General features: G+C 47.4%; 24 protein-coding genes. 1 reads left to right on the plus strand and 23 read right to left on the minus strand.

Features of this window, described 5'->3' with window-relative positions:
- Positions 1-39: 39 nt before the first annotated feature.
- The 20 genes from AB4Y93_RS12345 to AB4Y93_RS12440 form a co-directional block, all read right to left on the minus strand.
- Positions 40-954: a carbohydrate ABC transporter permease gene (locus AB4Y93_RS12345; RefSeq protein WP_441892287.1), complete on the minus strand. Its 915-nt coding sequence runs from the start codon at positions 952-954 to the stop codon at positions 40-42.
- An 11-nt stretch (positions 955-965) separates the two neighbouring features.
- Positions 966-1,871, minus strand: coding sequence for an ABC transporter permease (locus tag AB4Y93_RS12350; RefSeq protein WP_441892557.1), 906 nt, complete (start codon positions 1,869-1,871; stop codon positions 966-968).
- Between the two features lie 274 nt (positions 1,872-2,145).
- A complete protein-coding gene (locus AB4Y93_RS12355) occupies positions 2,146-4,899 on the minus strand; it encodes a beta-galactosidase (RefSeq protein WP_441892289.1) in 2,754 nt (917 codons plus the stop codon).
- 269 nt (positions 4,900-5,168) lie between these two features.
- The gene (locus tag AB4Y93_RS12360) at positions 5,169-6,224 is read right to left on the minus strand and encodes a LacI family DNA-binding transcriptional regulator (protein ID WP_441892291.1); all 1,056 of its coding nucleotides are present in this window, start codon (positions 6,222-6,224) and stop codon (positions 5,169-5,171) included.
- Between the two features lie 183 nt (positions 6,225-6,407).
- Positions 6,408-7,247: an ammonia-dependent NAD(+) synthetase gene (nadE, locus tag AB4Y93_RS12365; RefSeq protein ID WP_441892295.1), complete on the minus strand. Its 840-nt coding sequence runs from the start codon at positions 7,245-7,247 to the stop codon at positions 6,408-6,410.
- A 25-nt stretch (positions 7,248-7,272) separates the two neighbouring features.
- Positions 7,273-7,905, minus strand: a complete 633-nt coding sequence (nadD, locus tag AB4Y93_RS12370) for a nicotinate-nucleotide adenylyltransferase (protein ID WP_441892297.1) — start codon at positions 7,903-7,905, stop codon at positions 7,273-7,275.
- Positions 7,902-9,407, minus strand: a complete 1,506-nt coding sequence (locus tag AB4Y93_RS12375) for a nicotinate phosphoribosyltransferase (protein WP_441892299.1) — start codon at positions 9,405-9,407, stop codon at positions 7,902-7,904. Before AB4Y93_RS12375 ends, nadD begins: the two co-directional genes overlap by 4 nt.
- 20 nt (positions 9,408-9,427) lie before the next feature.
- Positions 9,428-10,354 (minus strand): hypothetical protein, encoded by a 927-nt coding sequence (locus AB4Y93_RS12380; RefSeq protein ID WP_441892301.1) that lies wholly within the window; start codon positions 10,352-10,354, stop codon positions 9,428-9,430.
- Between the two features lie 80 nt (positions 10,355-10,434).
- Positions 10,435-11,226 carry an NUDIX hydrolase gene (locus tag AB4Y93_RS12385; RefSeq protein ID WP_441892303.1) on the minus strand — a complete coding sequence of 264 codons (792 nt, stop codon included), beginning with the start codon at positions 11,224-11,226 and terminating at the stop codon, positions 10,435-10,437.
- A gap of 104 nt (positions 11,227-11,330) precedes the next feature.
- Positions 11,331-12,470: a GerAB/ArcD/ProY family transporter gene (locus AB4Y93_RS12390; protein ID WP_441892305.1), complete on the minus strand. Its 1,140-nt coding sequence runs from the start codon at positions 12,468-12,470 to the stop codon at positions 11,331-11,333.
- 14 nt (positions 12,471-12,484) lie between these two features.
- Positions 12,485-12,709 carry a hypothetical protein gene (locus AB4Y93_RS12395; protein WP_441892307.1) on the minus strand — a complete coding sequence of 75 codons (225 nt, stop codon included), beginning with the start codon at positions 12,707-12,709 and terminating at the stop codon, positions 12,485-12,487.
- A gap of 20 nt (positions 12,710-12,729) precedes the next feature.
- Positions 12,730-13,911: a Ger(x)C family spore germination protein gene (locus AB4Y93_RS12400; protein WP_441892309.1), complete on the minus strand. Its 1,182-nt coding sequence runs from the start codon at positions 13,909-13,911 to the stop codon at positions 12,730-12,732.
- Between the two features lie 16 nt (positions 13,912-13,927).
- Positions 13,928-15,469 carry a spore germination protein gene (locus AB4Y93_RS12405; RefSeq protein WP_441892311.1) on the minus strand — a complete coding sequence of 514 codons (1,542 nt, stop codon included), beginning with the start codon at positions 15,467-15,469 and terminating at the stop codon, positions 13,928-13,930.
- A 434-nt stretch (positions 15,470-15,903) separates the two neighbouring features.
- Positions 15,904-16,368 (minus strand): hypothetical protein, encoded by a 465-nt coding sequence (locus AB4Y93_RS12410; protein WP_441892313.1) that lies wholly within the window; start codon positions 16,366-16,368, stop codon positions 15,904-15,906.
- An 85-nt stretch (positions 16,369-16,453) separates the two neighbouring features.
- Positions 16,454-16,897 carry a hypothetical protein gene (locus AB4Y93_RS12415; protein ID WP_441892315.1) on the minus strand — a complete coding sequence of 148 codons (444 nt, stop codon included), beginning with the start codon at positions 16,895-16,897 and terminating at the stop codon, positions 16,454-16,456.
- 121 nt (positions 16,898-17,018) lie between these two features.
- Positions 17,019-17,393, minus strand: coding sequence for a VOC family protein (locus AB4Y93_RS12420; protein ID WP_441892316.1), 375 nt, complete (start codon positions 17,391-17,393; stop codon positions 17,019-17,021).
- A gap of 87 nt (positions 17,394-17,480) precedes the next feature.
- The gene (locus AB4Y93_RS12425; RefSeq protein ID WP_441892318.1) at positions 17,481-17,906 is read right to left on the minus strand and encodes a YciI family protein; all 426 of its coding nucleotides are present in this window, start codon (positions 17,904-17,906) and stop codon (positions 17,481-17,483) included.
- Positions 17,907-17,911: 5 nt separating this feature from the next.
- Entirely contained in the window at positions 17,912-19,174 is a 1,263-nt protein-coding gene (locus AB4Y93_RS12430; protein WP_441892320.1) for an RNA polymerase sigma factor, read from the minus strand.
- A complete protein-coding gene (locus AB4Y93_RS12435) occupies positions 19,171-19,605 on the minus strand; it encodes a YciI family protein (protein ID WP_441892322.1) in 435 nt (144 codons plus the stop codon). The genes AB4Y93_RS12430 and AB4Y93_RS12435 overlap by 4 nt, the downstream gene beginning before the upstream one ends.
- Before the next feature lie 25 nt (positions 19,606-19,630).
- Complete coding sequence (locus AB4Y93_RS12440; RefSeq protein WP_441892324.1) at positions 19,631-20,437, minus strand: alpha/beta fold hydrolase; 807 nt, start codon at positions 20,435-20,437, stop codon at positions 19,631-19,633.
- Positions 20,438-20,586: 149 nt separating this feature from the next.
- On the opposite strand from AB4Y93_RS12440, the gene AB4Y93_RS12445 reads away from it, so the two are divergent.
- Positions 20,587-21,009, plus strand: coding sequence for a GNAT family N-acetyltransferase (locus tag AB4Y93_RS12445; protein WP_441892326.1), 423 nt, complete (start codon positions 20,587-20,589; stop codon positions 21,007-21,009).
- 40 nt (positions 21,010-21,049) lie between these two features.
- Here AB4Y93_RS12445 and ybaK read toward each other — a convergent pair whose 3' ends face one another.
- The 3 genes from ybaK to AB4Y93_RS12460 all read right to left on the minus strand — a co-directional run bounded on the left by ybaK (position 21,050) and on the right by AB4Y93_RS12460 (position 25,121).
- Positions 21,050-21,523 (minus strand): Cys-tRNA(Pro) deacylase, encoded by a 474-nt coding sequence (gene ybaK, locus AB4Y93_RS12450; RefSeq protein WP_441892328.1) that lies wholly within the window; start codon positions 21,521-21,523, stop codon positions 21,050-21,052.
- An 82-nt stretch (positions 21,524-21,605) separates the two neighbouring features.
- Positions 21,606-23,678, minus strand: coding sequence for a glycosyl hydrolase 115 family protein (locus AB4Y93_RS12455; protein WP_441892330.1), 2,073 nt, complete (start codon positions 23,676-23,678; stop codon positions 21,606-21,608).
- Positions 23,679-23,768: 90 nt separating this feature from the next.
- Positions 23,769-25,121, minus strand: coding sequence for an ABC transporter substrate-binding protein (locus tag AB4Y93_RS12460; protein ID WP_441892332.1), 1,353 nt, complete (start codon positions 25,119-25,121; stop codon positions 23,769-23,771).
- Positions 25,122-25,216 lie beyond the last annotated feature (95 nt).

A 25,216-nucleotide genomic window follows, 5' to 3' on the forward strand; every position in this document is an offset into this window, starting at 1 on the left:
TGCCCGTTATGTGAAGAGGCCTCTTCAGCCTTCGGCACATCAGCCTTTAACAGCGCCAACCGTAATACCTTTAATGAAGTAACGCTGTACGAATGGATAGAACATGATTACAGGTCCAGTTGCTACAACGGCCGTTGCCATTTTCATAGACTCAAGCGGAACATCCCGCAGCGTGACATTGGAGGCTGCAGCTGAGTTACGAACGAAATCGGCGCTGGTCACCACATTGTATAAAAACAGCTGCAGTGGACGGTACTCCATATTCGTTGATAGGAACAACATGGAGTTATACCATTCATTCCAGTACCCCAGCGCGATAAACAGACCAATTGTTGCAAGTGCTGGAGTTGTCATCGGCAAGATCAAGCGAATGAATATGGTGAAGTCTCCGGCACCGTCGATCTTCGCAGATTCCGTTATGGCATGCGGGATGGAACGGACGAAGCTTTTCATCATAATAATCAGGAATGGACTTAGTAGCCCTGGCAGCAGTACGGCCAGGTAATTATCCTTCAGGCTTAAATAATGAGTAACTAGCAGGTAGAACGGAACAAGACCTCCAGAGAACAAAGTTGTGAAGTAGATGAAGAACGAGATCCCATTGCGGTAACCAAAGTCTGGACGTTGCAGCGCATAACCGGTCATCGCTACGATGAACAAACCAATTGCGGTACCTACCACGGTAAGAGCAATCGTTACGATATAAGAACCGACGATGATATCGGGATTCTCAAAAACGATTTTGTAAGCAAAGGTACTAAATTCCTTCGGCCAGAAGTTAAAGCCAAATTTCTTAATTGCCGACTCAGCGGTAAACGATGTACCCAAGATGAGAAGGAACGGCAGCAAACAGCAAAGCGCAAAGAGCGAAATGACTACATAACCAAATGTTCTGACAATGAGTTCGCTCGCATCTGTCCGAATGCTTCTGGATTCTGCAATATTTTCTTCCATGACAGCACCCCCTAGAATAACGAGTTTTCTGGCGACGTCTTCTTAACGAGCCAGTTGGCCGTTATAACAATAACGAAGCCAAACACCGATTGATATAAGCTTACTGCACTACCGATAGAGAAGTTGAAGTTCGTCATAAGTGAACGGAATACATAAGTTTCGATAATATCAGTCGACGCGTACAGTGCCGTATTGTTTGCTCCAACCAAGTTGTAAAACAAACCGAAGTTCCCTTTCATAATCCCGCCAAGCGAGAAGAGCAGTAAGATAATGAAGGTTGGCTTGAGCCATGGAATAACGATGTAGATAATCCGTTGGAAAGCGTTTGCACCATCGATTTCAGAGGCCTCAATAATCTCACCATCAAGACCCATGATGGTTGCGAAGTATACGATAGAGCCATAACCTGTTGTTTGCCACAGGTAGGTTATTACGATAATGAACGGCCATACATGAGTATTGGAGTAAACCTTAACTGGATCCATACCAAGAGATCCAAGTATATGGTTCAGCAGACCGTAGTCATAGCTGAGAATGTTGTAAGCAATCAGTCCGATCAGTACAGCTGAGATAAAGTGCGGAAGGAACAGCAACGTTTGAGCCACTTTTTTAAACCATTTTTTTCGCAGCTCGTTAAGCAGGATGGCTACGAATATTTGAAGGACGTTCCCCAGCAAAATAAAAGCAAGATTATACGCTACGGTATTAAAGGTCAGCCGCCACAGGTCGCCGTTCATAACGAGGAAGCGGAAGTTGTCGAAGGCAACAAACGGGCTTTTGAAAATTCCATCAGCGTAATTGTACCGAATGAAGGCGAGATACACGCCTGGCATCGGCAGATATGCGAAGACGATGAAAAATGCAATTGCCGGCAAACACATTAGGAGCAGTGTTTTATTGTTCCAAAATCGTTTCATCCTGCCGGAGCTTTCCTTAATCGGCTTAGCCTGGACAGCTGGTTGTAAAACCTTTTCCATTTGAGTCCCTCCTCAAAAGAATTGCTACACAAATGGCCAATCTGGGCCATTTGTAGCGATTCTTACTTCGTAAGCATTGACTTAAGAATTTCCACACGCTTTTTCGTGGAAATTCTTACTTCGTAAGCATCATCCAAAGAATTGCTACACAAATAGCCAATGATTGGCCATTTGTAGCGATTCTTACTTCGTAAGCATTGACTTTTAATTCTGACTAGACCGATTGAAGCGTTATCGCTTCCAGCTTGCAAGGTCCAGCTTGATCGACTGCTTCCAAGAAGATTGCAATCTCGCCTTCCTTCTTATCGAACCATACACCTGGCAGATATACAGAATGGGGATTGCCTCCGGTTAAGACTGGCCGTCCTTCCTGGGAAGGTGTCCAAATCCGTCCAACAAGATGTCCTTCGAAAAACACGGTCAGCTTAAGGCCTGAGCCTGAAACATTTGCACGCCAGCCGGCACCGTTCTCTGCATTCGATACCGCTCCATACAGCCAAGCCGTTTGACCCGGCTCTAGTTGCAGCGGCAGCTCGACCTCAAGTCCCTGCGTCCGTGTTGCTTCGGCATGTGCCAGAAGCTCTGGCTCTTCTGCTCCGCTGATGGTCCAATTCGATGCTTGGATACCTTCGTACATGATCGCTCTTCTTCCTGGAGGAAGACCGATAACTCTCTCAAGGAATATCGCTATTTCCGCCGTCTGTCCAGCCGTTAGGTACGGTGACAGATCAAGATAAGGATCAAACGGATTAACATCTCCTGCGAATCTACCGTCTACATAAACCTGAGCCGTCGATTGCATTCCTTCAAAATAAAGCGTCCAGCTGTTTGCTTTGTCTCCCGGAATAAAGCTCTTCCGGTAATATTCAAATGCCGGATGATCTGGTGATAACCAGCCACCTAAGTTCACAACCGGCCATAACTTCCGGTCGACTTCGGCCGTGAGCTCCTCTCGCAGGATGCGATCCGTTGCCCGATACACACTCCAATTGCGGCTGAGATCATGTTGCTTCGTTACAAGCGACATTCCTGTAAGCCCTTTCATTGCATGAAGCCGTAAGCATGGCAATCTGGAATCATCAAAGTTCGAGTGGCCCCATATCTCAGTCCGTGCAAGCAGCTTTCCTCGCTCCAGCTCTCCCAATAATGGAAGATAGCTGCTGCTGCCGCCCGGTACGATCGTCCCTAGGTAAGTGCCATCCGCATAAAGCGATAGGACATCACTGCCGTTCTTAACGAGTACCCCTTGCACTTCGCTCTCACTATGTGCTGGAACCAATGCCTCATACCATGCGTAACCTCGATAAATCCCGTTTTGCTCCAAGTATGAAGCATGCTCGCTCGACTGCCGGGCCTCTGTAGATGTCATTGGCTCTGCTGCATCAAAGCTGCTAAGCAGCCAGTTTGTAACTGCTTGCTCTTCCTTCACCAGATTGCTCTCCAGTGAATCAAGAATTGTTAACCCTTCTTCATCCATTTCAACCATATAAAGCGCTTTAGATCTATCTTGTATGACTACCGTCAAAAGACTACCTGTATTATCTTTCACGCGGCATACCGCATCCGTCTCACCATTGAAGCTGATAATGAGTTGGCCGTCCTGCTGCTCAACCAAACATCCCTCTGCTTCCACATCAACTGCCTCAATACTTAGCTGAATTTGTCCTGCACCTTCTGTATGGAATGCGAGACTCAGCTTGCCTGCAGCAGATTTTGCGAAGTACAGTTCGGCCGTCGATTGCTCCAGCGTTCCTTCCATTCCCCAACTTGTGAGCGGAAGCTGCAACGGTAATGCAAGTGAGCTTCCACCACGTAGGGTAAAGCAGCCACCATCACCATGAGTAATCAGCTTATCCTGGTCATCCAGATTGGTGAAGAATAACAATTTACCGCCATCCTTCAATTCCAATGCATAAGGGCCAGCGATGTTATCGCGAAGCTCTCCAACTGCTCCAACTGCTTTTGCCTCAGCCAGCTTTCTTCCATAAGTCTCAATCAGTCGGCCAAGCAGCCGTCCCTCATAAGCTTCGTCCCGAATATGTCCTTCCGGCGAAATCATTCCTCCGAAGTCATAATCGGATGTCATGAAAGCAAGCGGCTTACCCCAGTTATTCGTCGCATTCGTGAATCCGAAGTCCGTGCCTGATACCTGAAGATAAGGACCAAGAAGCTTGGCACCACATCCCATCAAGCGGCGAAGCAGGTAATGCGCTCGGTTCGTCTCCGTAACGAGCAGCGGATACCCCAGCTCCTCCATGATTCCTCCGTAATGAAGAACCTTCTGCTCGAATTCAGGATCACGGTTATCCGGGTAAAAGTTGCAGGTTGGAGCAACACCTTCTGCAATTCCAGTTGCCTGCAGCAAACCTCCTTGACCAGCACATGCGAACAGCGGAACTGTAATGCCATGGCTTAGGGTCAAATCACGTAAGGCGCCGATATAACCTTTTGGATCCTTGCAATCGTAGAAGTCCAGCTCATTATCGAGTTGAACCGCTATAACGGTTCCGCCTTCGCCGGCTTGATAAGCTTTTAGAAGAGGCATAATGCGGTCGAACCAAGCGGCTACTCGACTGAGAAACACCGGATCATTCTGGCGAATGTCAATTCCTTGAGCTTGTAGGTACGCTGGCAGCGCACCGCCATCCCACTCCGAGCAAATGTATGGTCCCGGTCTAGCGATTACCCAAAGTCCTGCATCGCTTGCAGCGGACAAGAAAGCTTCAACATCCCGCTCTTCTGCGAAATCCCATTCGCCTTCTCTCAGCTCGTGGTAGTTCCAAGGGAAATATACATCGATACTGTTGTAGCCATAAGCCTTCAGCTGTTCCATTCTTTCCTTCCACAGCTTCCTTGGAATTCGGAAATAAAAGAGCGATGCGCTAAGTAAGAACCTCGGCTCTCCATGTATGCGTACTGCACTAGCTTCGAATTGAACAGCCGATATTGCCTGTGTATCTAAGCTCATGAGATAACCCCCGATCTATTGCTATGTATCCCGTTTCATGAAACCCGTTTCATTTTTGGTTAAAATAAAATACACATTAGATCCGACAAAACAATAATTGTTTTTGATTACGGTATTCTTACGTGCATTCTTTGGGGAAATATGATGATAGCCGGTTACATTGAAACGGGTTTCATTTTTGGTTCGGACAGTGGATTACTTGACACCTTGATAATAAATCACAATTGAAAGCGTTGTCAATTAGTTTTTTGAAATATTTTTCTAGAACTTCAATTTAGTCCTTTTGGAGGGGCTGTTGATTCTCTTATTATAAGCTCCGGCCTGATCTTGGTCTTCCTGCTTACCTTATTTTTCGTAATCATCTTGTGCAAATGTTCGGCTGCTGACTTACCTACGTCATAGCATTTAAGAGAGACCGTTGTTAGTTCGGGTATGCTGTTCGACGCATATGGAACATCGTCAAAGCCAACTAAAGATAAGTCTTCCGGCACGCGAAGACCAGCATTATAGGCTGCCTTAAGAGCACCGATGGCTACGAGATCATTCGCGCAAAATAACGCAGTAGGCCGCTGCGGCAAACTAAGCAGATGATTCATAAACAACTTCCCCTTCTCAACGGAAAAGCCGCCATCAAGAATCCATTCCTTGCGTACCTTAAGCCCATTCTTCTCCATCGTCTTCACAAAGCCTTGTACACGATGAATCGAGTTCGCCATGCTCTGGTAGCCGCCGATGAATCCAATATCCCTATGACCAAGGTCAATCAGATGCTGCGTAGCGAGCTCCCCTCCCTCGCGTTCGTCCACACAGATCGAATGGATATTCTGACCTGGCAAATGACCGTTAATAAGCAGGGTTGGCACACGTTTGCTTATATCAACCACTTCGGTTACCATGCTTTCACTAGGCCTCGCTAGATTAATCCGACCGCCAATCATAACAATACCGTCTACCTGCTTCTCAATCAGCAGGCTGAGATATTGTGATTCACGTTCATACTGCTCCTTCGAATCCCCGTTCGTCGACACCGTATCGCATAGAAAGAACGTGTAACCTTTGCTCCTCGCCTCCTGCTCAAGCCCGGCAAGTACAGCCGGAAAGAAAGGATTCGTAATGTCCGGCAAAATAATGCCAATCATCCCTGTTTCCTTTTTCGACAAACTTCGAGCTAATGCATTAGGCTGAAACTGGTACTTGTTCATCAATTCTACAACGCGATCTCTCGTAGACTTTTTTACAGGGGCGGTGTTGTTCAAAACGCGAGACACCGTTGCAACCGATACATTAGCTTCCTTGGCAATATCATACACTGTAACCGGTTTCAAAATGATTCACTCCCCAATCCATTAGCTGATCAAGATCAACAGTAGAATAGCAGATATTTCAGAAAATAAAAACAATCTCTTACAATTATTTTCATTTAGTATGAATGGACTATATATTAAATCCCCTTATTCCTAACAAAAAGGCCTGCCCCATTAACTGGGACAGACCTCGTTTTTACCCTCTTATTTATCAGCAATAGCCTTCCACCAATCATCAAATACTGTTACCGGCTGCTCCCGTTTATGAATCGTACGCGTGTACCAATTTTCGATCTTTTGACGGTCCTCCTCTGCGATTTCCTTGCCCTCCAAGTAGTCGTCGATATCGTCGTACGTCACGCCCAGCGCTACTTCATCCGCGAGCTGCGGCTTATTTTCCTCCAGGTCGGCAGTAGGTGTCTTCAGGTAGAGATGCTCCGGGCAGCCAAGTTCCTTGAGGAGTTGTCTTCCTTGCCGTTTGTTCAATCGGTAGAGTGGAGTCAGATCCGCCGCACCGTCGCCAAATTTCGTGTAAAAGCCAGTAATCGCCTCGGCCGCATGATCTGTTCCAATGACCAGTCCATTCTCTTCCGCAGCGATCTCAAACTGCGCAATCATCCGCTCTCTGGCCTTCCGATTACCCTTCGTAAAGTCGCTTAATTCCTTCCCTGTCCGTGCTTCATATTCCGCCGTTCCCGCATCTACTGCTGCTTTAATATTGATTGTGATGAAGCCATTCGCACCAATAAAAGCAATCGCATCCTGCGCATCCTGTTCATCCTTCTGATTGCCATAAGGCAAGCGGACAGGGATAAATCGGTAGGTCTTTTCTCCCGATTCATCGTTCAATTCATCGACAGCCATCTGGCAGAGCTTGCCGGCAAGTGTCGAATCCTGTCCGCCCGAAATACCCAAAACAAGCGCCTCTTTTCGCGCGAACACCATGTAGTCCTTTATGAAATTAATCGTTCTGCGAATCTCTTCCTGTGCATCAATTTGTGCCTTTACACCCAATTTATCTATAATCTGCTGCTGCAAGGTCATCACCATGCGCCTCCTTCATTTTTGGTTAATTGCGGTACAAACCATTCTTCTTAATATAGTCATAACAAGCATCCGGCAGCAAATATCTTGGCTCCCCGCCTCGTCCGAACTCATCCCGGATATAGGTCGAGCTGATCTCCATCGCTAGCCCTTTGCTCATTAGTTGGAAACGGCCATCATCATGATTACGGAGCAATGGCGAACGGGATATTGCTTCCGTCATATCAATGCCATTACGTGCCATTATGATAAACTTATTTTCCTCAATCAATTCCTTCTCATGCGACCATTTGCCCTCCGATATATCGACCAGAAGGTCGGCTCCCATAATAAAATAGAGCTCATCCTCCGGGTATTTCTCACGAAAATGCCGCATCGTATGGAACGTATACTGCATGCCAGCTAGTACATTCAGCTCATACGGATCCATAACGAACTTCGGATTGTCGCCGATCGCGAGGTTAATCATGTTCACCCGATGCTCATCGGTTGTACTTGTCTTCTTGTCATGCCTCATGCTTGAGGAAGGAAGAAAAATAACGAGATCCAAGCTTTTACGATGTGCCACTGTCGAAGCTGTCCATAAATGGACATTCGTAATCGGGTCAAACGATGAGCCGTAAATGCCGATTTTCCGCGGGGCTTTGCTCACTGTCATTGGGCTTTTGCCACTCCTTCCGCCTTCTCCTTCATCGCATGAATGAGATTCATTTTGTTATCCCAGCAGCGCTGGCTTAGATCAACCGGATAAGCCTCCGGATTCTGATTACGCTTGTATTCGTCCCACAGAAGTCCCAGATTCCCCTTCGCATAAGCCTGCACCTCGTACAGCTGCGGCAGCTCGTAGACCAGCTTGCCATCTACGAAAATATCCGCATGAAGCTCCCTCGCCTCATAATTCGTCACGAATTTGCTGATATAAGTGTAGACAGGATGGAACATCTTCAGACGTCCTTCCTCCTGCGGCTTCTCGTCCTCCAGTGCGATATAATCGCCCTCCGAACGTTGATTCACCAGATTAATAATCCGGTACAGCTTCTTAATGCCTGGTGTTGTCACTTTCTCTGGATTACCCGAAATTTTGATCGTATCGACCATATTTCCAGTTTCATCTTCAATCGCCACAATTTTATAGACTGCACCTAAAGCGGGCTGATCATACGCGGTAATGAGCTTTGTACCAATTCCCCATGCATCAATAACAGCCCCTTGCGATTGAAGATTCATAATCGTATATTCATCGAGATCATTCGACGCGTAGATTCTCGTCTGCTTGAAGCCCGCTTTATCAAGCAGCTTGCGAACTTCCTTCGACAGATAGGCGAGGTCGCCCGAATCAAGCCGAACACCTTCGAACAAGTCTTTAATATCAAGCTCCTTCACAACTCGAATGGCGTTATGAATACCCGATTTAAGCGTATCGTACGTATCAATTAAGAACACACATTTGCGGTTCATCTGCTTCTGGCGTCTCGCGTACCGGAGAAAGGCTTCATATTCATCCAGCATCGCCTGCACCATGGCATGTGCATGGGTACCCGATACTTTTGCGCCAAACAGCTTGCCGCAGCGTACATTTGATGTCGCATCGCAGCCGCCAATAATCGCAGCTCTCGAACCCCACAGTGCAGCGTCCATCTCATGGGCACGGCGTGTTCCGAACTCGAGCAGCGGCGCGTCTTCTCCTATCACATTGCGGATTCTGGATGCTTTTGTTGCAATCAGAGTCTGATAATTAACGATATTAAGCAGCGCAGTTTCAATAAACTGGGCTTCCGCCAGCGTTCCTTCCACACGGAGAATCGCTTCATTACCAAATACGAGCTCCCCTTCACGCATCGCGGTTATTTTACCGTTGAAACGAAGCTGCCCAAGGTAATCTAGGAAATCCTCCTCATAACCAAGCTCATCCTTCAAATAAGCGATATCGGATGCCAAAAATTCAAAGCTCTGCACAAATTCAATGATTTTCTGCAGTCCAGCGAATATGGCATACCCATTTCCGAAAGGCAGCTTACGGAAAAAGAGTTCAAACACCGCTTTCCGCTCACTCATCCCCTCTGCCCAGTATGTCTCCACCATATTGACCTGGTATAGATCGGTATGCAGAGCGAGGCTGTCGTCCGCATACTGCTTTGTAGTAACCTTCTTGTTCTCCATCTCCCATTACCTCCGCTTTGTTATATGTTCAAGCCTTCTGCTTCCACAAGCTGAATGCCGTATTGATTAACTAACTCTTTAATTGCAGCTTCCGTCAGTTGTTCAGTGCCCGGAATCGGGCTCGAGCAATCCGTTAGAAGATGAATGCTGCTCGTAAAAGTCCGGTTCGCCGCATGATGCTCCAGGACATGCTTCAAAGTATCGAGTACGCAGTGTGATAACGCCTGACCTGCAATATAAATGTTGCTGTATGCAAGCATACCATCGAGGAAAGCTCGATTGGCTTCACTTGCTACACCATCCTCCCGATAGAACGCGCCGTACATCTCACTTAAAGGATCCTGCCCTTTCGCCAAAATAACCGGTGTGCTTCTTCTTGTTCCAGTATGGAAGTAGACCAGATTCATGAATTGACTTTCGAATCCCACGCCGCTTGTTCCTTCAAGGCAATGATACGGCCAAATTCGGAGCTCCCGCTTCCCGCCGCGCTTCAGCTCATGAAGATAAGCTAGGCTCTCTTCCGGCGAGAAGACGGGTGTCCATTCTCCACTTATAACCGACTCAACTGTAATGACCGTCTCAACAGGCTTCGGATGCTGCCCCTTTCGATCCTTCCACCAGCAAGGATGGAAAATTTGCAGCGGCGTATGAACATCTTTAGTCAGTGCTATTTGTGTGATTTTATGCAAATTTTTATACGTAAATTTCCCAAGTCGAACAGTGTCTTGTACGGAGCCAGGTACGCCTAAATCCCCGCCTTCAATGAAGCTGTTCTGCTGATCGATGACCAGCAGCAGGCTCCGATCGGTATCTTCGCTTGCTGGTGTAAGCCGCTCTTCAGCCGCTTGAGCCAGCACATCATTAATGGTGATGGAGCTTATTCCGCCAATCTCCTGCACTTGGAACAGCCGTTCAAACGGAGTAGTAATCAGATTATTTGTCGTCATTTAAGAACCTCCCTTTTATTCCTTATTTCATGATTTATGAAATATTATTTCTAAAAAGAACAGGTATTGTGACAATACCCTTAGAAGTAGATGGACTCCAGTGGTTCACCTTCTTTGAACCGGTATAAATTTGATGGCCGCTTGGAGTTTCTTGATGTAGTTTTTGTCTCGCCATCTGTCCTCACAACTTCGATGAATGGGAGTCTTTCTGCACGATTGCGGAACGTCGAATATTTTGCAACCTTTGGGCTGTCCGTGACAGTCAGGAGCACGCTTTGTAATTCACTTAATGTAAATTCTTGCGGCAGGAAGTTGCGTGCAACCGTAGAGAGCAGCATATGCTGACGAATTATTTTGTACGCATCCTGGATGACTTCACGGTGGTCAAAGGCCAGATTCAGCTCCTTGAGCTCCTCGATCGTGAACAAGGCAACATCCTCAGCATCATCCGCCGCTTTGCGTTTCTCCAGATAATCTTCCGGAACGATGGCGTAATGGGCGTTGGATATAATCCAGCCTCTCTTATCTCGGCCAAGCTTATCATAGACACCGTAGTGTTGGATGTGAATGCCCTCAACTCCCGTCTCCTCCGATAACTCACGCTTTGCTGCTTCATAGGCAATTTCTTCAGGATCGATAAACCCTCCTGGCAGTGCCCATTTCCCACCTTCAATATTCGGGTTTCCTTCACCATCAAGCTGAGCCCGGCGAATCAGCATCAGCTTAAGTATCCTCTTTGGCGGTTTATTGGGAGCGATTGGCTCGCTAATGATTGTAAATACGGCAATATCACTTGTATAGCCATCTGGTGTCCGATATTTCTTCGGATCGTAATGGGCAAGAACTTCTTCTTCGGAATTGTAGCGTGCCATTTGGGTCACCTCGATAATATTTCATATTTCATGTTTTATTATTTATAGACCCATATTAACATGCTCACGCGCCAAGAACAAGAGTTTTTTGGAAAAAATTTCGCCTAATTTTGTTGTTGCTGCTCCTGCTGTTGCTGTTGCTTCTTCTGCTGTTTTGGCTTAACTGCAAGCAAGAGACACAGAATAATCAGCGGTAGTACTAGAAAGAATGTCATGTCAAACCATGGATAATATAGCTGCAGAATCTCATTGTAAACGACGATATTAGGCGTGCCTACAACCGTTAAGACGAGCAGAATCATGCCAAGGGGAATGGTCAGCATCTTGCTCTCCTGGAGCCTAAACACCTGCGCGAGGCCTGTCGTTACAGTGAAGAAGTGAATCAGTGTTTTGTAGAACACGGTTATGATCCACAAAAAGGCCATGATGGCTTCGATTCGTTCTAAAAAATGTCCGATCGTAATCTTCTGAGCGAGAACAAAGGTCGGATAATATTTGCTTTGCATGAGATTAGGTCCAAGCACAAGAATGCTGAGAAGAACGACGAGAAATAATACCATTCCGCCTACAGCAAAGCCAGTCAGGATTGGCCTCGTCAGCCTACTGCTGCCTGCAACATAGGGAACTAGCATAAGCAGCACTGCCATTTCGACAAAACCGGATGCGAAGGCAGGCAAGGATCCATTTATAATGGGAAGCATACCTGTTGCCATAATAGGGTGTAAATTTGTCCATTTTATTTGTGGCAGCAGAAAAACAACCAAAAGCAGAAACAGCCCCATAAAGACCGGGAACAACAGCTCTCCCATTCTTGCGTAAGCTTCAATGCCATAACGATAGGCAATAATAATAACCGCTGCAAAAAGGATAATAATCGCAATTACCGGTGTCTCCGGCATTAATTGCGTCGTCATAAATTGGCTCATCTCACTAAAGAGTGTCAAGATGCACATAAACGAAGGAAACAGGAATAGTAGGAAAATGAAGCCCCCAAACCATACCCCCAGCCTTTGCCGGATCGCTTCATAGAGACTGATCCGCTGAAGCTGATTGGCAATCGCTCCAAATAATCCTCCTGCAGCAAGTCCTCCGATAAAGGCAAGCAGCATGGAGAGCCAGGCATCCTGTTTGGACGAACCAGCTGTAATAGTCGGCATGATCAGAATTGAGTCCCCTATTGTCCCAACCATAATTAAGATCATAAACTGCCTGACCGATATTTTGCTGTTCATATATGTAGACATGCCTGGCCTCCCCTCTAAGATAATTTTAGCTGCCCGACCCAGCTGTACATCCACTTGATCATCATAAATGGATTAGGGAGCTTAACTTGAAGCATAAGAGTGCCATACAAAGCACTGCCTATAAGAAGCAGCACAAGGAATATTACGAGTTCCTTGTAATAGCGCTGGCGAATCAGTCCTGGTGCCTCCAGCCAGAAGGTTCCTGCTGCTAATGCCAGAATAGCCAATATTGCCGCCATCTAATGCCGCTCCCCTTTCCTTATCTGATCGTACTATTCTCTGTTGTACCGGTCTTCCGAATATACATTTCAATCTTGTAGTCCACCTTAAGCTGCGGAAAATATTCATCACTCCACTGGTCTTGAATCTGTTTCCAAAAGGCGGCATGCTCTTTCCCGAGCTGAACACCAAAGCCAAAAATGTCTGACTTGATCTCCTTGGCCCTTGCAACAGCAGCTTCAACGTTAGCTAAAATGCTTTGTTTGGTTTCTTTCTGCAGACGCTCGATCGTCTTAGGATCGGATAAATCAATATCCGTACATGTCCTCTCGACGATATTCCCCTCCGTTCGGATGGATATTTCAACCTCCGGGTTACCGTCAACAACCTTTGTTTTTATTTTGGAATCAGAGGAGCTCACTTCTACCCCTAAAAATCGCTTATCTCCACATGCCAGAGCGATCGAAGTACTATCCAAATTATTCGTAATATCGGTATAACCTTTGCTCTCCTTTTCATTCAGCCAGCCAATCAGCTTATCTTCCTTGAACGCAGCTATGCCGGAATAGCGGAATCGGCTGGGCGGCATAAATGTTTCTACATTTTGCTTGGTTTCCCCTACATCGGGGCTCCCGATCACCCGTATCCCGGTCAAAGCTAGCTCATCTCCCTGCACGGACAGCTTATTTAACGCCTCATCAAGTGTCACAGCAATTGTGGGTGCCCAATTCTTTTCTGACGTTTTGAGCGACTGCTGCATACTGTAGCTGGGCAGCTTCTCTACCGGTGTATAGAGCTTTAGTACGTCCTCCGCTTTTGTCCCTTTCGCCACAATGAAATTAAAATCCAGCCGCGTTTCATTATCGCGGGCAGCGCTGTCTACAAGTTCCTTGATGCCCCTTCTTGCAGCTTCTTCTCCAATGACATACATCTGCAAATGCCCCATATAGACTTTACGCGGTGCCTCGGCCGTAACCGATCTGGCTGCCTCAAACAGCGTTCTTCCTCTTCCCTGAAATAGAGTGCTCGGCGGACGGTCTCCCGCTTTTTTCTGATTGGAAATCTCGCTTGGATTTACAACCTGATAGGATACGAGATAATGCCCGTCCTCCCAATCCACACCTACGCCCAGAACAATCAGAAGCTCATTCAGTTCCCGTCTGCTCCAGCATCCAGAAAGCATGAGAAGGCACAGCATCGAAATAGCAAGTTTGTAGAACATGATGGTTACGCCTCCCTTAACGCTTGCGGATTCTGCTGGAGCCGGCTCCCGCGGAAGTGTTCGGCCTCCGGAACATGAGCCATCTTGGCAGCCGGAACAAAGCGTCCTGCATGTCTGCTTGTTTGTACGGAGCCAGCGGAGACATGAATGGCTCCCCAAAGGAGTGCAAGGCGCATAGATGCAGCATAAGAACGAAGAAGCTCATGATGATACCAAACAAGCCAAAGCTTGCCGCTACACCCATAAACACAAAACGAAGAATACGAACCGGTATTGACATGCTGTAAGCTGGGAGTGTAAATGTAGAAATCGCTGTAATGGATACAACAATAACCATTGCAGCGGATACAATACCTGCTTCTACCGCTGCTTGACCGATTACGAGCGTACCAACAACCGATACCGCCTGACCAATCGCACGTGGCATACGCAGGCCTGCCTCTCTTAATATCTCAAACGTAATCTCCATAATGAGCGCTTCAATAAACGCCGGAAACGGTACGCCTTCCCGCTGGGCGGCTAAGGAAATGAGAAGTGATGCCGGCAGCATATCGCGGTGAAAAGTTGTTATTGCGATATACAGTGACGGAAACAACAACGAGATAAAGACGCTGCCGAACCGGAGAAAACGAAGCAAACTCGCATAAAACGTACGCTGGTAATAATCCTCGGTTGATTGGAAGAAGGTTACAAGCTGTGTCGGCACAATTAGGACGTTAGGCGTCCCCTCAACCATAACAGCTACTCTCCCTTCCAACAGTTGACCTGCAACATTGTCTGGGAGTTCTGTATTAAATATCGTCGGAAACAAAGACCATCTGTCATCCTCGATCAGCTCTTCGATATATCCGCTGTCCAGAATACCATCGATCTCGATCTTGCTAAGCCTCGAGCGGACCTCTTGAAGAACTGATGGCTTGACCACTCCGTTCAAATACATCAAGGTCACATCTGTTTTCGTTACTTGGCCAATCGTGACGGTCTCGAGCCATAGTCTTGGATCTTTTATTTTCCGTCTGATGAGCGATGTATTGGTGCGGAGTGTCTCGGTGAAGCTTTCCCGGGGACCTCGAATGGAAGTCTGGTTCGTCGACTCCGTAACGTCACGGCCCTTCCATTCGCGAATGTCCGCACTGTATGCGAGTTTATGCCCTGCAAGCAAAATAATAGCTTGACCGGACAGCAAATTTTTATAGAGAGTGCCCATCTCGGTTACGGTGCTGATCGCCCCCATCCCGTTCAGCAGTTTTTTCGCCAAAACGGCGGCATCAACAGCAGAGGGATGTTCCGTACGATGATTAGATAAGGAATAGTCCAATACATCAAAAATATATTGATTAATCGTCATCGCATTAGCCAGCCCATCGATATATACGACAGCTGCAGACGCAAACCTCATGCCATCATAACGAATTTCCCGCATAATCAGATCGTCGCTGCCGCCAAGATCATGCTTCAGCCGATGTAAATTAAGTTCAACCGTAGGATCAATGGGGATATCGGCGTACTCGGGCATCATATTGTTGTCATTGGAGCTTGAACGATTTTTCCGAGACATAAGTAAGCAACCCCCTGGATGAATGTCTATCCTTCCCATTATGACCATACTTCAAGGGGGGTTAAACTTGCTGTTTCGAGGAGATTAGTGAGATTGCTGACATAAGAGCACTATATGTGATTTGATATAAGGTGGGAGTTTGGCAGGTTTATGGAAATAAGACCCTGGCAGGGACTTATTAGAGAGAAATCGCGGAATATCGTCGTGTGGTATCTAACCAGTTGCAAGGCAATAAGACCCTACGAGGGTCTTATCCAATCCAAAAGCAGCCTGAATATTCGGAATAAGACCCTGACAGGGTCTTATTGGAGAGAAATCGCGGAATATCGTGCTGTATCTAACCAGTTGCAAGGCAATAAGACCCTACGAGGGTCTTATCCATTCCAAAAGCAGCCTGAATACTCGGAATAAGACCCTGTCAGGGTCTTATCAGATTAGGGGATGTACGCTAGGAATGGCCACTTCCGACTCCAACTATTTTTATAAAGATTCGTTACAGTCAGCAGTACGGTACCTGTTTCCTGTAACGTTATTTCTTGATCATAGGCTTCATGTGGGAAGATATAAAAGGAGGCAAATTCATCTCCATCTTTATAATTAATTCCACCCGTCCCAAACACCGAACTCTCATAGTACTTATTCTTATAGGTGGCAGTCATCTTCGCTGACATTTCCGCAGTAAAAGAATAAGTCCCCTTCGATCTAAAACTAATTCGGTATCCTCCTGAATTAGCATTACCTGTATTATCAACGGACAAGACAACAATCTTGTTTGTACCATCGTTGTACAGTTCTTTCCCGACATTGCTCTCTAGATCAGACAGATCAATGGATACCGTATATTCCTCTGACATCATCTCACCATTCTGATCCGTGGAATCCTCTGTATTATTGTACAATGGCACCTATGCCGTCTATGGCGAGATGATAGAAACCTGTAGGCTTAAAAGCTAGATATAGAACAATCTGATTTTCAGCCTAGTCTCATTCTTCTCCTCCAAGCATGTCCTGAACAGGTACTGCTCTAACATACTGACCTGGCGCCGCCTCGACTGCAATGGCGGAATCTACAGGAACGCCCGTTATTTGATAGAGCCCCGTCCCCTCTTTATAGTAGTTGGACGTTTCATCATCCTCGTGATAGACCTCTTCCGTTAGAAGCTGCTTGATCGAACCAATCTTGCCCTCTACCGACTCTACTTTTTCATCCGACCCAACATAAATTCTGTCTTGAAATTTGATCATTTTATTAAAAGGCCAGCTTGCATCTCTGCTTGTGACCGTGTCGTTTGATTGCTTTAGCTTATCTTCAGTGCCTTGAGTAATGCTTACACCATTAGTATCGTTGGCGCCTTTCGTATCGTTGCCGTTACCGCAGGCAGATAGCAATATAACAATGAACAGTATAGTAATCATGCCTATTTTCATCAGTCATTCCCCCCTACTCACCTACACCTAAAACGTGATAGGGGGATCAGAAGTTGCTTGCTTATTCCAAAAAATAAAAAAGCCCCGATGATCAACATGATCATCAGAGCCTGTCATTGATTTATTTTCTCTCCATCACGGCGAAGTAGTTATCTTCCTCATCAGCAAAGTTAAATACTCGTCCGAAAGGCAGTTCTACCAGTTCTCCGACTTTAACGTTCTTATTCTTGAATTCGTTATACAGTTCATCCAGCTTGTCGGAGAAGAACATGAGCGAAGGCGTGCCAAGGTTTACTCCCATCGACATTTTGGCAACTACTTCTTTATCATGGAGAATGATCGATGTCTGTGCGCCTTCGGGAGCAAGCTCAATCCATTTCTGGCCCATTGCTTCTTCCTCTGCGACCACTTTAAAGCCTGCTTTCTCCGTCCAGAATACCTTTGCCTTCTCCTGGTCATTCACGTACAGCATCACTTGCCCGAGTTGATTAATCATTACCTGTAACACTCCCTATATTAGAGTAATTGCCAAGCTCTATGCTACCATAATTGCCCGTCAACCGTAAGCTCATAAGCTTCGAAGCTACAATCGAAGATAATCCTTTAATTCAGCCTCCAGTGTCAGCAGCTTCGGATCACGCGAGTTCTCCTTTTTATCCTCCAGCCTTCGAAGTTCAATCGCATAGGATGTACCACGTTCTGCTGGAATCGGCATACGCATAGCCCAGTCGAGTGCCTCTTCTTCCGTGTCGACATTAATCAACGTAAACTCCGCAACAAGCGCCGGATCGATTGGAAAAGGTCCCGCTAAAACCTCCGGCTTTTCGCTGCCCTTTGCATACGTAATTCGGAACCCTGCTGAGCTTGGCCGAAGCTCCTCGGCGGCAAGCAGTACACCTGCCTCAGCCAGAGAGTGCTGATACGCAAGCACGGCGGCGTTATGTTCCTCGCTTGGTTTCACTCTTGCCTCGGTATATCCATTTGCCTTGACCATGAGTATATATCGCATAATGGCTAGCCTCCTTCCTGCATGCATGCTGCTGCCCGTTTCTGCAATAACCTTCGCTCCTGCTCATTACGAGTCATTGCGGCAGCGCGTTCAAATTCGGTACGGGCTTCTCCCCAACGTCCCAGCTTCTCCAATAGATCACCGCGAACGCTTGGAAGCAGATGATAGCCTTGCAGCGAAGGCTCCCCGTACAACTCATCGACAAGCTGCAGTCCATAGGCAGGACCAAATGCCATGGCGATGGCGACAGCACGGTTTAACTCCACAATAGGTGAAGGCGTTATTCTGAGCAGTGCTTCATATAGGGCAGCAATTCGAATCCATTCCGTATCGGACGGGGTACGAGCCACCGCATGGCAAGCCGTGATGGAAGCCTGTATCGCATACGGACCAAGCGTTCGTCCCAGCTTCCGCGCATGTTCCAAGGCAGTAAGCCCACGGCGGATAAGTAATTGATCCCACTGCGCCCGGTTCTGATCCATGAGAAGCACAGGTTCCCCTTTTGCATTAATCCGTGTTCGGAGTCGTGAAGATTGGATTTCCATTAAGGCAACTAGTCCATGAACCTCCGGTTCGCCTGGTGCAATGGCGGCAAGGATACGTCCTAGTCTAAGCGCTTCCTGGCAGAGCAGCGGACGTGTCCAATTCTGTCCGGAGGTTGCGGAATACCCTTCGTTAAACATGAGATAGATGACCTCAAGCACAGCGGATAACCGTTCCGCCAGCTCTTTGCCTACTGGTACCTCAAAGGGGACTTTCTCTGCATTTAACGTCCTTTTCGCCCGGACAATCCGCTGGGCAACCGTTGATTCCGCCGTTAGAAAAGAACGCGCAATCTCATCGGTCGTCAGCCCGCATAACAAGCGAAGCGTTAGAGCAACTCTGGCATCCTGTGATATCACCGGATGGCAGGTCATAAAAATCAAGCGAAGGAGATCATCCTCGATCTCCCCATCTAAGGCACGATCGATATCGTCTTCCGTATATAAATCTATTTCCCGGGCTATCTCGACATATTTCTGATCACGAAGCTTATTTCGCCGCAGCAAATCAATAGCCCGGCGCTTTGCCGTGGTCATGAGCCAGGCCCCCGGATTATCAGGGATGCCGGACTCCGGCCAACGATCAAGTGCGATAACCAGGGCATCTTGAGCCAAATCCTCTGCAAGCCCCACATCTCTCACCATCCGTACTAATCCGGCTATCAGCTTCGCCGACTCCATACGCCAGATCGTATCAATGGTGCGATGGGTTCGGGAGGCGCTCACGCCTTTTTAAGCTCATCTACCTGCTTGCGAAGAGCTTCTTCCTTAGCTCGTGATGCGGGATCTTCCATAAGTTCCTCAAACTCGAATACTTGGCGAAGCTCAATCTCACCTTGTCCGTAGCCATGAGGATCCGGCATACGAAGCGCCCACTCAATGGCCTCTTCTCTAGATTTCACTTCGATGAGCGTATACCCCGCTATCATTTCTTTCGCTTCGGTGAACGGACCATCCACCACCTTCGGCTTCCCTCCAGGCTCCGGATACGATATCCGGATACCACTTGCACTCGACATCAATCCATCGGCAGCAAGCAGGACACCTGCTTTCACCAGCTCTTCGTTATATTTTTGCATTGCATCGATTAGCTCCTGGCTTGGCAGAACGCCCGCTTCCGAATCCGTTGTTGCTTTTACAATCATCATAAATCTCATATCTATTCCTCCTGGTTTATATGTTTTAGACTGCGAAAAATGACATAAGCTCCTGTGAAACCATCGTGGTGTGCAGCTTCTTCGTATGTCCAAGCCCCTTCTTGCTGATGAGCTGGGCATTCGGCAGTACTTCAGCCGTTTCCTGCGCAGCATGGCGCAGCGTAGCCGGGCTCTCTGTGCCTTCCAGCACAAGCGTTGGCATCGTCACGGCCTTCCATTTTTCCCGCGGCAGCGATTGACCACTCACATAACCTTTGAGCAAGGCCGCATCATAAGGCAAAGTATGTGCAACAGCCATCAGTCTCGACCACACTCCCGGCATGATTCTCATTAAGGGAATAACGAAGGAAGGTGCCCCCATACCCTTGGTCATAAAATATTTAATGGCTTCGGCGCGCCGATCAGCAGCAATTAACTTCTCGACATATTCGGTAAAATCACTCGGCGGTTTGGGATCCGAGGCTTGAACAATAAACGGCGGCTCATGCAGCGCAAGCTTCGTAATGCTGGATCCACTCGCTGCCGCCTGCAGTGCAAGCACCGCACCGGAGGATAAACCCCAGACATAGGCGGAACCACCCGCTTCCTGGATTATGGCATTCAGGTCCTCGATCTCACGTTCAATCGCATAGGACGAGGCATCGCCGCTGTCGCCGCGGCCACGGCGGTCATAGTTGTAGATTGTGTATTGCTTAGACAAAGCTTGAGCCAGTTCAACCTGACCCGGAAATTTCCGATAGCTGAACGCCCCCGCTACCAGTATGAGCGCTGGACCATGCCCGGTTTTATCATAAGCAATCTTGGTGCCGTCCTTTGACATTACAGTATTCATTTTGTATCTCCCCTAACGATTGTTTTTGCGCTTCTTACTATAACAACGAACGAATAAAGAGAAGATCGACATCGATATGAAAAGAATTTCAAAAAAGTTTTTGCAGGGTTATCTCTCCGTTTCACGAATGGTTCATTGAGGTGATTCTTATGTTAACGTTGCGAGTAGGTACGGAGGAAGATTTGGCGCTTCTGGCTGAGCTGAATAAGCAGCTTATTGAGGATGAGCGTCATGATAATACGATGAATATTGAACAATTAAAAGTCAGAATGCGGCAGTTTATTCGTACAGATTATAACGCCTACCTGTTTGAGAGGGAAGACGAAATGATAGGCTATGCTTTAGTAGACCATACTAAGAAGCCTTTGTATGTAAGACAGTTCTTCATCTGTCGTGATCAGAGGAGGAATAAATATGGCAAGCTGGCTTTCGAGATGMTGCTTGAGCGGTTAAGTACAGAGGATATCGATATTGAAGTGATGCATGGAAACGAGACGGGCTATGCTTTCTGGAAATCGCTTGGATTCAGAGAAAGAAGCATCTATATGCGGCGGAACAAGGGAGGATTCTAAAAAGAATCGCTCCCACCGTTTTAAGGATCATTCAACCTTTTTAATCCACAATATTAACTAATCTTCCTTCTGAAGCCTTTGCCAGATTGTTTCCACTGAGGAAGATCTGTAATCCGCGTTTACCTGCGCTGATACTGACCAGCTCCATCGACTGCACAGATTCCTGCAAGTAGAATGGATACTTCTTCTTCATTCCAAGAGGTGATACTCCGCCACGGATGTAGCCGGTAAGAGCCTCGATCTCTTTTACCGCGACCATCTCCACCTTCTTATTGCCGCTCACTTTCGCGAGATTCTTCAGGTTGAGTTCCTTATCTCCAGGGATGCAGGCAGCGATTACTCCGGTCTTATCTCCTCTTAAAACTAATGTCTTATATAAATGGCTGGGCGGTAAGCCCACCTTGGCAGCAACGGTATCGACGTCGAGCTGATCCTCATCCCACTCGTACTCGTGCAGGGTGTAGGAGATACGCATCGAATCTAGTTTACGGCAGGCGTTTGTTTTGATAGACATGAAAAAAACCTCAATTCCTTCATATAGTCATAGATTGACTATACCAAGGAATTGAGGCGGAAACCAACTAAGGTTCCTTCTCTCAGTTCGTAGATCCGTTGAACTTTGCCTCTAACATTCTTGCGAGCTCATCATCTGGCAGCGGATTGCGATGTGTATTTTCCAAGTAGATATGCTTCTCAGTCTCTGGCATCAGATATTCCTTGTACCAGAGGAACATATCCGGGCTGTCTCCTTGCAGACGCAGGAATTTACGAGCTGTCTCACAATGGTCGACGGTATTGGCTATGTTGGTCAACCAATCCGCACGGTAAAAGTTCTCCCATTGCCCTGTTGCCGCACGATCCAGTGCAGCTTGTCCAGCCTTGTAATTCCATACAGCATTAGATGCATGTATAAATGCCTGAGGATATTGCTCTGCATGAAAGCTCTCATAAGCCGAACAGATAGAAGCAAGTCCTTTGCATCCGCTCAGATGAAGTTCAATCTGTACGAGCAGTTGAACGGTAAGCCTATTATGCTCAACATCCGTTAATCGGTCCGCCACTGCTAAACCTTGCTTTAACAGTTGCTCCCATCCAGGGATCGCCTGCTCCGCTTTCTGTCTAAACCAACGGACCTGCTCAAGGAAGCTTCCCGCTCCTGCCGCCCAAATCAGACGGCTGTCGGTGTCCTTCCTGCCCTGCAGCCAGTGCCCCACAATCATGCGGGCAGGATGATGATAGAACTCATCTCCCGCACGATCATCGGCATTAGGCCCGTATTGGATCGTATTCGCCGCATAATCCTGATACAGCCGAATGATGCTCTCCTGCTCCGAGGAGTAGAAGCGTTCCACAAACGAATAAAGCTGCGTATCAGCATCAGCTGCACCGTCTTGCCATAACTTCGCACATAAATCGAGTGTAAACAGATGCGGCAAAATGTTGCCTGAATTAACGAGCAAATATTCGCTCGCCCCCGCGGCAAAGGCATCACCAAGCTCATCAATGATAAGCTGTGCAGGTGAAGGGAATAACGTCAAATGATTGGATGCCTGCAGATCATGGAACGTCACATGATAATACACACCGTTCTTCCCTTCATCCCCAATCTCCGGCAGCGCGGGTACACGCAGATTCAGATTGCCATGTCTTCGTGACACCATTTTGCCGTAGCCGTTATCTGCCCACATTTTAATAACACCATCTGGCACTTGGATATGGCCCTGCTTGTACAGCTCTGCGATCTCCCCGTACATTGCCATGGAACAGACAGGCTGATCCACTTGTTCAGCGATCATGTCATACTGCTTCTGTACAACGGAGGAGATCAGCTCCCCTCGTTTCTCAGGTGTATCGAATGCCGGATCGTTTTCCCAAAATGGCTTGTCACCTTGTCCCCGGAACGACAGCACCCAGACAATCTTATCGTTCTTCTGATGCTTAATCGCTTCACGCCATAACTGCTCAAATAATTCCGGGTGCTCCTTGTAGCTGGCCTGTTTACCTGGGAAAGCCCTCAGGAACATTTCCGCACCAAGCGGCTCTGCATGATGATGCGTCAGCCAAAGTCCCATCTCCGCAGCAAGCTTCGCATGGATGCCGGTCTTGGGCAGATCGGTACCCGGAATAACCATATTGCCGCCGCATCGGAGCAAGGCTTCAAATACCGGCGCCCATACTTCTTCCGTTGGAGGATACTGCTCCTTCCAGCCGATCAGACAAACCTCATCATTTACGAACCAGCCGCGGTAGCGAACCTTCGGCTTCACGCTTTCATACGGGACAGCGGGTACTTCAATTGCATCACGTCTCGCAGGTGGAAGCTCTGCCCAGAACCAGAACGGGTCGACGCCAAGCACCGTATGGCTGTAATGAAGAAGACCATAGATGACTCCTAATTCATCCCTGCCGATAATATGCAGCACAGATCCTTCTTCCCCATCTGCAAATTGAAAACAAAAGCCCTCTGCCCAAGCCGGGCATGAATCTCCCTCTTCTGCATAACGAACTACAACACTTGCACTATTGCCCAGCTTAGGAGCAGCTCCAAATACGGCCTCGTGATCCCGCTTAATCATATTCCAGACATGCTTAACAGGGGTATTCCACCCCGTACGGATGTCATATTCTGTTGCCTCATTAATCGTTAACCCACTTAAACGTTCACGCATCTTTCTCCATCTCCCATCCCCGTAAAAAGGTCCCCTTAAAGCCAAGAGGACCGGCCAATGGAATCGGCCAATCCTCTCTGCATTCATTGCTTATTTTTTCGCTTCTTCTGCATATTTCGCTCCTACCTTCATCAGCTCATCATACGCTTGATCCGGCGTTGATTGGTCGAATTGCAGCTTTTCAACAACCGTCTTGTAGTCGTTCTTGAATGTGCCCCATCCTTTAGGATCGTTAATAAACGGCTGAGCATCCGGTGTTACTTTACCAAGGAAATCAAGGGATACTTTATCTGCATCACTGAAGGACGGCTCAATCGCTGCAACCACTTTGGAGCTGACTGGTGTACCGCGTGTTAGACCAAGCGTCTTGCCTGCTTCTTCATTGTTAATGAACCAATCTACGAATTGAATCGCTTCTGCCTGATGCTTGGATTGTGCGTTAACACTCCAGAACATACTAGGCTTGAGCCAGCCGCCCGCTTCTGTTCCTTTTGGCATCGAGGCGTAGCCAAATGCGCCCGGCTTCAAAGCTTCAATCGCACTTACTTGGTTGGAGAACAGATGGCGAGCAACGGCGTTGCCGTTAATCACACTGTCCAGCTGTGGATCAAGCTCTTTATCCGTTGTCGTGATGTCAGCAGGTGTCAGAATGCCTTTCTTACGAAGGTCACCCATCTTCGTCATATATTCAATCCAAGTCGCTTTATCAATGGTCAAATTGCCTTCTGCATCGAAAATATATCCTTTGCCTTGACTGTATTGATACGAAGTGTAGTCAACGAGGTCAGCGCTTTGGTCAACGAAGACATATTTGTCTTTGCCAAGCTTCGCTTTAGCCGCTTCGCCAAAAGCGAAGAATTCATCCCAGTTCCAACCGAATGTCGGAGCTGTCAGACCAAGCTTTTCTACAACTGTCTTATCATAGACCATACCAAGCGCTGCCACACCAAGAGGCATCGCATACAAGGTACCGTTTACTTTACCACCGTCAACAGTAGCCGTATCTATATCAGCTACATTAAGATCCTTCAGGTCCGCGAGCAGATTCCGGCCTGCGTAATCATTCACGTACGCAGCATCCATCTGGATAATATCCGGTGCATTTTTCGCCGAGTATTGAACAGCCAGCTTGTCATAGTAACCATCCCAGCCGGAGAATTGAGTCTGGAACGATACGTTCGGATGAAGCTCTTTGTATTGATCAAGTGCTTTCAGTGTTGCGTCATGGCGTGCTTGCGAACCCCACCAGGCAACTGTAAGTGTTACCGGTTCGTCACTGCTTGCCGCTCCGCCATTATTGCTGGCAGCAGCGTTGCTTGGCGCAGCACTGTCAGCAGGCGCGTTATTGGAGTTGTTACCCCCATTGTTGCCGCAAGCTGCAGATGTAACCATCATTAGAGTTAAAGCGGTTGCAAGAATCCCTTTTTTAGTAGACTTCTTCACTATCTTGACCCCCTTGCGCTAGACGGGCTAGCGGTTATAAATGAATCTTACCACCCGTCAAAATCACCGTATAGAAGAGTAATGAACACAAAACT

Origin of the sequence: Paenibacillus sp. YAF4_2, assembly GCF_052113225.1 — a bacterium.
Classification (GTDB): Bacteria; Bacillota; Bacilli; order Paenibacillales; family Paenibacillaceae; genus Pristimantibacillus.